This window comes from Cyanobium sp. HWJ4-Hawea, from assembly GCF_024345815.1.
GTDB lineage: Bacteria > Cyanobacteriota > Cyanobacteriia > PCC-6307 > Cyanobiaceae > Cyanobium_A.
The window spans coordinates 1-8486 of record NZ_JAGQBV010000071.1 but is presented as its reverse complement, the minus strand read 5'-3'; the positions used below and the strand labels follow the sequence as shown (position 1 = coordinate 8486).

The window sequence follows — 8486 nt, the reverse complement described above, 5'->3', positions numbered from 1 at the left end:
CCGAGGGGGTGAAACCGATTCAGCTGGTGCTGAACCGGGTGCGACCAAAGATGATGGCAAACCAAGAAATGCTGACGGTGAGCGATGTCACCGACATCCTGGCCCTACCCCTTTTGGGATTGGTGCTGGAGGACGAGCAGGTGATTGTGAGCACCAACCGGGGCGAACCGCTCACCCTCAACAGCGGCAATTCCCCCGCCGCCCGGGCCTACGCCAATGTGGCGAGAAGGCTGTTGGGCGAGGAAGTGCCCCTGCTGGATCCAAGTAAGCAGCGCCAGGGCCTGAGGGCAAAGCTCGGCCGCCTGATGCAAACCAAGATCTTCTGAGCCGATGACCCTGCGCGACGCAATCAACAAGCTGCTGGGCCGTCAGCCGGCCAGCGCTAACACCGCCAAACAGCGGCTGCAACTGGTGCTAGCCCACGACCGCAGCGACCTAAACCCGGAGCTGCTGCAACAGATGCGGCGCGAGATCCTGGAGGTGGTGAGCCGCTACGTGGAAATCGACCTGGAGGAGGGCGATGTAACCCTGGAAACCGAAGACCGGGTGACGGCCCTGGTAGCCAACCTGCCAATTCGCAGGGCCAAGGTGATTGCCACTGCTCCAGAGGCGGAGCAGCCAACCAGTGGGGCTGAGATCAGCCCCTAGTGAGTGGGAACCCTGGGGGTGCCAATGCCACCCATTTATGGCCTTTACGCCTGTTGCCCATACCCCATTCACGCCAGCTGAGCAAAGGGTTCTGGCGGAGCTGCGCCGGGGCTACAGCAATAAGGGGATTGCGGCCCTGCTGGTGGTGAGTCCGCGCACGGTGGAAAGCCACATCTCCCAACTGCTGGCCAAAACCAGCTGCAACAGCCGCACCCAACTGCTTTTGTGGGCCCTAGGGGAAAGGTAAGATTGGCCTTGGACATCAGTCCAGGCCGGCTTAGCTCAGTGGTAGAGCAGCGCTTTTGTAAAGCGAAGGCCATCGGTTCAAATCCGTTAGCCGGCTTTTTGATCTAGATCACTTGCAGGCAGGTGCTGCAGGGGTCTTGGGGTGTTGGAGGCTCGGGTCGAGAGCGGGGCGGGTTGATTAAGGGGTTGATTAAGGAGTGAGGGCCTTCCTGCGCAATCGGAATTCGGCGGCACACCGCAACTGAAGCGCAACCAGCTGCTGCATAACCACCCCTCCCATTCCGAATGGACCAATAAAGGTAGTCACGTCAGGACGCGGCCCATCAGATCGATAAACAAAGCGAAAATGACAAGAGTGATGCCATACCATTTGCCTAAGGAATCAGCCCAATGGACCTCCGCAAGGCAACTCTGCTCTGCTTTCTGACAGTCTCTACATCTCTGCCATCCAAAGGCCACTGCCTGGAAGCGGTAGGTAAAGGGCCCATCGTTCGACACAAAGAGAAGTCAGAGGTAACGGCATCGGAATTCACCAGCAAGATGGTCCAACTCCCAGGCTTAGCAATGAGGTATGTGGACACAGGCGTCAATGGCCAAGCCGTGATCCTGCTTCATGCAAATACCGGCACCCTCGAGAGCTGGAAGCATCAAATCCAAGAGCTTTCGAATCGAGGCTACAGAGTCATCGCATTCGATCGCCGAGGCTGGGGAGAAAGCATCGGCAGCCCGGGATCCGAATTAACGATAAGCGTGGCTGAAGATCTCGACGCGCTAACGAGACACCTGGGGATCAAACGATTCCACTTGATTGGCGTCGCTGGAGGTAGTTACATCGTCTTAGACTATGCAGCATGGAAGCCGGAGAGTGTCATCAGTGGCGTCTTTGCGGCCAGCACTGGTGAAATCAATGAGCCAGAAGTACTGGAACTACGCAAACGCGCTGCCCTGCCTGGTTTTGAGCAGTGGCCACACTTCCTAAGAGAACTAAGCCCGTCCTATCGAGCAGCAAATCCCGAGGGCACCAGAGAGTGGAAACGGATTGAGTCAACGTCACGGCAAGCTGGTGTGCGATTTCAGCCAACACTGAGAACTCCAAACACATTTAAGAAACTGAACCGGATCAAGACCAGGATCCTGGTTCTATCAGCCGACAATGACTTCTATGCACCACCAGCACTCATGAAGCTGATCCACGAGCAGCTGCCTAATAGCACGTGGAGCACGATCAACAATTCAGGTCACGCAATTTCGTGGGAACAACCGGAGGAATTCGAGAAAGAGGTCATCAGATTTTTTAAAGACGGAAATCAAATCAAGTCAACGGCTAAAGAGCGATGAGAATTGAGACCAAGATGGTTGCTGGCGTGATCGTCGCATGCACACAGATGATTACTCCAGGTCAACTCAGCGCCGGCGAAAAGCCAACAGAAATAAGAGCCTGCCAATCAGTGAGCCCAGCGAACTACATCGTCTTGGGGTACGGCATCGTGCACAACCTGCCTGCCGGAAGGGTCTTGAAAGAACGATGGAATGCCGACGGCTCAATCGAAGGAATGCGAATCAATAGAGACGGCGACAAGCTACTAGAAGCAGACTATCGAGGCAGCTGGAAACAGCTATTGAACTGCGAAGTGGAAGTACGGCGCATAAATGGGACGAGAGCTTCAGAAACGCGAGATATAATAGATCTCAAGGGGCATGCAAGCAGAGCCTTATCATTCACACCAGGAACGACTCTGGGAAAACAATACTGGCTGAACAAAATTGATCAATGCACAAATAAAACTCTCCAAGGCCAATGGATAGGAGAATTCAGCGGTAAAGTTCTGAAGGGTAATAAGTGGCAACCCTATGAAGCCGTAGGCAAACTAATAATCGAGGGAACCAGGCTGCAAGGATCACTTATCAGTAGCAAGGCGGGGAAGTTAGAGACCACGGAAATAGAAGGAATAGCTAGGCTAGAATCGAGTTGTTTTGGCAAACTTCAATGGCGCGATCAGGAGGGGAGATCACGTAGCGAACGCCTGCTGATCTCTGGCGACGGTCAACGTGTCATCCTGTTGCGCACTGACCCGAGCTTATTTAGCATAGGTTTGATCGAGAAAGAGAAATGAAACAGAGCCTTAGACGATCACTGACAAGACTCGTCGGCACAGTGCTAGCGGCGATGTTTGCGGCAATGACATGCCTGGCGATAGCTCACGCCAAACCAGCTAGAACGCCAGAAACAACTCCAAAAGAACCTGCGAGACTCGAACTGAAGGGAGCTTCATTGAGAACACCAAGATACCTCAAGAATCCAGAAGTCAAAGAACTAGGACCAGGAAGCTCCGTCACGTTCTGGCGCACCACAGATGACACCTGTGGGCTTTATACCATGGCAGAAGTTACGGTCGCGGCTTCTCAGGGCGCACCACCTCACTTACATTATGGAGATGAAGAGTGGTTCATCCCCACAAAAGAAGGAGAGATACGCATGTTTTCAGCCAAAGATAAAGCCAAGACATATCAAAACGGAGAACTTCCAGGCCACAATACTATAGCGGAAGAAATGGGCTCAGCCACAATCAACAAAGGTGACATCTTTTATTCACCAAGGGCCCATGTTCACTATTTCGCTAACGAGAATGATCAAGCTATTGCAGGCTTCCTCCACATATGGGCTCCTGGATTTGGAATGAGAAACATGTTTGATAGTTTCAAGATGGTCAATTTTGAATTCTCCTCAAAGACAGACAGCTCTTCATTTGGCAACACTCAACAACAAGCTCTCCTAGAGAAGACCGGTCTATGGGGAGTTCCACACGATACTTCCGGAAAAATGGTTGGACGCGCAGACTTTGACATGGCCAGAGGCACAATCCAGAAGTTTCCAACTAAAATCAAGTATCTTCAGGAGTTGATTGATGCGGGAGAAGCCTGCTATCCGAAAGATGGACTTCGCAGCGCAGGTGCGTCATAGCATGAAGCGCACAAATTATTACCAAGACCTGGCCGCAGACTACTCAAGACCAGGGCTTGTCAGCAAAGAAAAGGGGGATGCACTCATTGAGTTCGCTCTTAATATTTTATCTTTAAAAGAAGCCAATAATCCAAGCATTGAGTCCAACTACCCTGGGGCAGTGATTGAACAGCAAAATAAAGAGTGGTGGCCAACGCACTGCGAAGCCCTAAGGCGAGGCCGAGCTGACATTCTGAGCCAAGAATATCGAAAAGACTTGGTATATTTCTGCCAAGATGGTCCCTTCCATGGCTTGGATGAACAGGCCGAGCGTGAACGCCATTGGTGGGCACTGATTGCACAACCAGGGGTGACCATGTGTTGGCCCATTGTGATGTTCTGGAGTGAGTTCGTACATTTTGAATGGCACTGCTTGGATGATCAAACTGGTGAAACAATTGCCAAAGGAACAGTTTGCTGGGTTCGGCGTGGGCACCGCGGAGGTTGCTATTTCAAGAGTGAGCAACTGACGTTTTATCGTGATGTATTTGCACCAAACTACTTGCTGGATCACTAGATCTCAGGCCAATGTTAAAGTCGAATCAGATTGCCATCCTAATTGAACAGCACTACGACCATAGTGAGTGGGAATCATTTCGCACCTTCTTCCCTTCCCATGGTTTTTCCGTAACCCCCGTTTCGCGGCTCTGGGGTCAGCCAAAGTTAACGTTCTATGCCAATGCTGAAGACGGAGTAGTGCCAGGCTCGTGTGTCGTAAGCACGGACGTTTCAAGCGTTCAGGCAAAAGACTTTGCTGCCGTTGTCATCATTGGTGGTTATGCTTCAGACCGCTTGCGTTACGAAGAAAAACCAATACCTGGTGGAGACTGCCAGTCTCCTGCCGCGCTGTTTCTCACTGCAGCAATGGCTGAACCAGGGACAATTGTGGCGACGTTGTGCCACGGTCTCTGGCTTCTGACTGCCTGCTCAACTCTGCTCAAGCAACGGCGAGTGACCTGTGCCAGCAATGTTCTGCGAGATGTTGAACATGCAGGTGCAGTCGTTGTCTTCGAAGAGGGAGGTCTAGCAGACATTGTTGTTGATAACGACCTGATTACAGCGAATCACCCGAGTGTTTTGAACCAGTTCCTGATGACAGTGCTGGAGCGTCTCCAACAATGACGAAGCACACCGCATTTAATGACCCAGCCGCACTGAGGCAGTCAACCCACTCCAGGAACGAACTTATCTACGGTCAGATCAAACAGTTTTCGGTTGAGAAACGGCTGCTCACCCTGGAGACATTGAACGGAAAGCAACTCACGTTGCTGATTCTTCCTCAGGTTTGGTGTCACTTACTTAACAATCTTGGGAAAGAAGCACAAGGGATCTCAGAGCTAAGCTCCTCGCTGGTACCAGGGCGATGGGTGATGGCAAGGTGCTTAATTTATTCCGAGGAGAATTCGATTTTACTAGAGACACACGAGCTGATCCTTACCTGCATCGATGCTGGAGAACGATTGGCCCATGAACAGGATTGGTGGCGAGATCAGATCCAAGAGTTGGCCGACTTCTATCTCATCCATTTGTTCGGCTGCAAGCGGGAGCCCAAAATCAACTTTGCTGAATACAGAACATATTTGAAGCGCGACGGTCAAGCCCAGGCAGACAATCGCCAAGAGACGGCTGTCCTATCGCGCTTGGTATATGGCTTTGCGACAGCGTTCATGATGACGGGCGAGAAGATCTATTTAGATGCAGCCCAGGAGGGAAGCGATTACTTGATAGCCCACTTTTGCATGCATGAACCAGAGGAGGGGGGAACCTACTGGTTTCACGGAATTGAGCTAAATACAGATGGAACGCACACAATAATTTTGGCATCGGAAGCAGGGGACGACTTATCAGCCCTAGCCTGCTATGAACAAATCTACGCACTTGCAGGCCTTGCACAAACCTATCGCGCCTGCTGCAATCCACGCTATCTTGAAGTATGTCTTTCTTCAATAACCTTCATAAGGCGGCACTTTCGAGATAAAGAAAGTACTGGAGGCTATTTCAGCCATATTGACCCTCTCTTCTTTAACCCCCTAGAGGATGATCTAGAATGCAATCGAGGGCGAAAGAATTGGAATTCAATTGGCGACCATATACCCGCATATCTGATCCAGCTCTATCTGGGCACCCAAGATCCTGAACTGCATGCATTCCTAATCGAGCTACAAAATCTACTGCTAACTCATTTTCAATCAAAAGATGGATCACCATTTATTGAAGAGCGATTTCATAGCGACTGGGAAGAAGATCATGGCTGGGGGTGGCAGCAGAACAGGGCTGTCATTGGTCACAACCTCAAAATCATCTGGAATCTACTCCGCCTGCAGAATCTAAATCCCGATCCACGAGCACTTCCCTTCTGCCAAAAACTAATTCAGCCGGTGATTTATCACGGCTTTGATGCATTGCGTTCAGGTTGGTTTGACATGGTTGAACGCCAATCTCCACACCATCTGTGCTGGCATGATCGCAAGGCATGGTGGCAACAGGAACAAGCCATTCTCGCCCTACAGCTCTTACAAAGCCAAGATCCAGGAGAAGACAAATGGGGCATCTTGGCAGATGCCAGTAGTGATTTCTACAACTCTTTTTTCCTTGATCACCAGCATGGAGGAGTTCTCTTCTCTGTTACAGCCGGAGGAACTCCATGGCTGGCCGGTCAAGAGGGATTGAAGGGGAGCCATTGCATGGGTGGCTATCACGCATTTGAGCTCTGCCTGTATGCAACCACCTATGGAAATTTATTGCTGAGAAATAAGCAGCTAACCCTAACATTCCGGGTTATCCCAGATCAAATCCCAGAACATCGCCTTCACGTGGCACCAGACTTGCTGCCGACGCAGTCAGCGCAAATCCATCGAGTATTACTGAATGGCGAACCTTGGAATTGCAACCAGGAGATTCTGGCAGTCGATCTGCCATCTGGTAGCGATCCAGTCACAGTTGAAGTCACCCTAGAAGCACGAGTGATTGGCTTTCAGCTGGAGCGACTTAAAAATGGAGGTGACAATAAAACAAGCGGAGAATATCTCATGAGAGGCTATCTATGCGAGTACTTTCTGCCGATCCTTCGGCACCAATTGAAAGAACTCAGCTCAGAACGCGAGCTAGTGCTTGATGCCTCGCAGTTGGAAGGAGCATGCCCAGCTGGAATCCGCTATTTGGTGCTTCTGAAACAAGAACAGCGCAATCAAAGAACCATTAGAATCATTAACATCCCAGCAGAACTGCATGGGCTACTTGCTCAGCATAGCTTGACCTAAAAATTAATTAGGAACCAAGAATCAGGCAATCGGACATCGCATTAATCCGAATCTCAGGCTCACCCTGCAGTTTGCCGTCAAGCCAAGAACGCCAGGCCATGAAGTGATCTGTTTGAAAATGCTGATCCAAATCATGCCTTGAGGGCCAAATCTCATAAAATAGAAAAATATTTTGATCCTCTATATCGTTGGCACAACGATATAGAATCGGACTCTCCATGCTGCACGTCAAGCACGAAAGCTTCTTGGTCGCCTCAATAAAATCAATTCTGAAGGCGCTCTTAATCTTCAGCCTGCCAACTAGCTGAATCTCTGTTCCCATGCTAATGATGTAGTACCAGTTTACCGAATTATGCCTTCAACACCGCCTCCTAGCAATGCTGTCCTGGACGATCACGTACTGCAGAGCGACCTGCGTGAGATTCACCCAGAATTTGGTGATTTTTGCACGCGCGTTGCCGGAGAGGCCTGGGGTCTGCCCCACGTTGACCAAGCAACAAAGGCATTGATCGCCATCGCGATTGACGTATCAATACAGAATATGCAAGCGGAAGCATCACCCTTCAATGCCCACGTGATGATGGCGCGAAAACAGGGAGTTGGCTGGGAACAAATCGAAGAAGTACTTTTGTTTTGCTGCGCGTATTGCGGCTTTAACAAAGCAGCAGGGGCATTTGCCAGGCTAAAGGTTTTACAATCCAAAGAATCCTAATGATACCGCTCTAAAGAAAGATGATTGGCAATGAGCACGCTTCTAAAATACACGATCTAGTTATACCCCGGTCACAGTCAACTAATAAATAAACTGCCTAGAGGTACATCGCGAAGCCCGAATACGGACTTGAGTGACATGGTGCTCTGTAATCGATCCACGGTGAGTGGGATACTTCCTCCGGCCAAACTGGGCAAAGGCACCACCCTTCCCTACCGCCACACTCCACGGCGGTTGACCATCGGGTTAATTAACCGGTTGACTTACAGGCCTAAACAATCCCCTAGATCGCCTGCAGCGCAGTCATTCTCATTATGAGAGTCCTTGTAAAGCGAAGGCCATCGGTTCAAATCCGTTAGCCGGCTTTTTGGCCCAGATCGGTTGCAGCCCTGTGATGGCAGGGGTTTGGGGGATTCTGAGCAGGGCGCAAGGGCGCTGAGGGTTAATTTTGGGGTTGATTAATTGGGGGGGGCGATTGGCTGGAAGGCTGAATGTTCATGCCTGAGACTTAGTGACCTGTCCAACTTTTGGGGACAATCCCCCTCTGACGGCGTTCAACGCAGATCAAAAAGCAGCAGATCGGCTCCGCCAGTCCCTGCAGTGAAGGTCTGAAATTGAC

Annotated in this window: 10 protein-coding genes, 1 tRNA gene and 1 pseudogene; 11 read left to right on the top strand and 1 reads right to left on the bottom strand. The window is 50.8% G+C overall.

Annotated elements, in window-relative coordinates; translation table 11 throughout:
• The 10 genes and pseudogenes from KBY58_RS12055 to KBY58_RS12010 form a co-directional block, all read left to right on the top strand.
• Positions 1 to 326 (top strand): annotated as a pseudogene (locus KBY58_RS12055) (septum site-determining protein MinD); the annotation flags it as partial.
• A gap of 4 nt (positions 327 to 330) precedes the next feature.
• Complete coding sequence (gene minE, locus KBY58_RS12050) at positions 331 to 648, top strand: cell division topological specificity factor MinE (protein ID WP_255004566.1); 318 nt, start codon at positions 331 to 333, stop codon at positions 646 to 648.
• A gap of 37 nt (positions 649 to 685) precedes the next feature.
• Positions 686 to 895, top strand: coding sequence for a response regulator transcription factor (locus KBY58_RS12045; protein ID WP_254934679.1), 210 nt, complete (start codon positions 686 to 688; stop codon positions 893 to 895).
• 24 nt (positions 896 to 919) lie between these two features.
• Positions 920 to 991, top strand: a tRNA-Thr gene (locus KBY58_RS12040).
• A gap of 293 nt (positions 992 to 1284) precedes the next feature.
• Positions 1285 to 2232 carry an alpha/beta fold hydrolase gene (locus tag KBY58_RS12035; RefSeq protein ID WP_255004565.1) on the top strand — a complete coding sequence of 316 codons (948 nt, stop codon included), beginning with the start codon at positions 1285 to 1287 and terminating at the stop codon, positions 2230 to 2232.
• Entirely contained in the window at positions 2229 to 3008 is a 780-nt protein-coding gene (locus KBY58_RS12030) for a hypothetical protein (RefSeq protein ID WP_255004564.1), read from the top strand. The genes KBY58_RS12035 and KBY58_RS12030 overlap by 4 nt, the downstream gene beginning before the upstream one ends.
• A 53-nt stretch (positions 3009 to 3061) precedes the next feature.
• Entirely contained in the window at positions 3062 to 3856 is a 795-nt protein-coding gene (locus tag KBY58_RS12025; protein ID WP_255004561.1) for a cupin domain-containing protein, read from the top strand.
• 1 nt (position 3857) lies between these two features.
• Entirely contained in the window at positions 3858 to 4412 is a 555-nt protein-coding gene (locus tag KBY58_RS12020; protein ID WP_255004560.1) for a hypothetical protein, read from the top strand.
• An 11-nt stretch (positions 4413 to 4423) separates the two neighbouring features.
• Positions 4424 to 5017 carry a DJ-1/PfpI family protein gene (locus tag KBY58_RS12015; RefSeq protein ID WP_255004559.1) on the top strand — a complete coding sequence of 198 codons (594 nt, stop codon included), beginning with the start codon at positions 4424 to 4426 and terminating at the stop codon, positions 5015 to 5017.
• Positions 5014 to 7155, top strand: coding sequence for an AGE family epimerase/isomerase (locus KBY58_RS12010; protein WP_255004557.1), 2142 nt, complete (start codon positions 5014 to 5016; stop codon positions 7153 to 7155). Before KBY58_RS12015 ends, KBY58_RS12010 begins: the two co-directional genes overlap by 4 nt.
• A 7-nt stretch (positions 7156 to 7162) precedes the next feature.
• Here KBY58_RS12010 and KBY58_RS12005 read toward each other — a convergent pair whose 3' ends face one another.
• Positions 7163 to 7477: a putative quinol monooxygenase gene (locus KBY58_RS12005; RefSeq protein ID WP_255004556.1), complete on the bottom strand. Its 315-nt coding sequence runs from the start codon at positions 7475 to 7477 to the stop codon at positions 7163 to 7165.
• Positions 7478 to 7507: 30 nt separating this feature from the next.
• Here KBY58_RS12005 and KBY58_RS12000 point away from each other — a divergent pair, with 30 nt between their 5' ends.
• Positions 7508 to 7867: a carboxymuconolactone decarboxylase family protein gene (locus tag KBY58_RS12000; protein ID WP_255004555.1), complete on the top strand. Its 360-nt coding sequence runs from the start codon at positions 7508 to 7510 to the stop codon at positions 7865 to 7867.
• The last annotated feature ends 619 nt before the right edge of the window (positions 7868 to 8486 follow it).

Excerpts from the sequence above, each read along its gene's own strand:
- KBY58_RS12000 (WP_255004555.1), top strand. The coding sequence starts at position 7,508 with ATGCCTTCAACACCGCCTCCTAGCAATGCTGTCCTGGACGATCACGTA.
- KBY58_RS12020 (WP_255004560.1), top strand. The coding sequence starts at position 3,858 with ATGAAGCGCACAAATTATTACCAAGACCTGGCCGCAGACTACTCAAGA.
- minE (WP_255004566.1), top strand. The coding sequence starts at position 331 with ATGACCCTGCGCGACGCAATCAACAAGCTGCTGGGCCGTCAGCCGGCC.
- KBY58_RS12010 (WP_255004557.1), top strand. The coding sequence starts at position 5,014 with ATGACGAAGCACACCGCATTTAATGACCCAGCCGCACTGAGGCAGTCA.
- KBY58_RS12015 (WP_255004559.1), top strand. The coding sequence starts at position 4,424 with ATGTTAAAGTCGAATCAGATTGCCATCCTAATTGAACAGCACTACGAC.
- KBY58_RS12035 (WP_255004565.1), top strand. The coding sequence starts at position 1,285 with ATGGACCTCCGCAAGGCAACTCTGCTCTGCTTTCTGACAGTCTCTACA.
- KBY58_RS12030 (WP_255004564.1), top strand. The coding sequence starts at position 2,229 with ATGAGAATTGAGACCAAGATGGTTGCTGGCGTGATCGTCGCATGCACA.
- KBY58_RS12025 (WP_255004561.1), top strand. The coding sequence starts at position 3,062 with ATGTTTGCGGCAATGACATGCCTGGCGATAGCTCACGCCAAACCAGCT.
- KBY58_RS12045 (WP_254934679.1), top strand. The coding sequence starts at position 686 with ATGGCCTTTACGCCTGTTGCCCATACCCCATTCACGCCAGCTGAGCAA.
- KBY58_RS12005 (WP_255004556.1), bottom strand. The coding sequence starts at position 7,477 with ATGGGAACAGAGATTCAGCTAGTTGGCAGGCTGAAGATTAAGAGCGCC.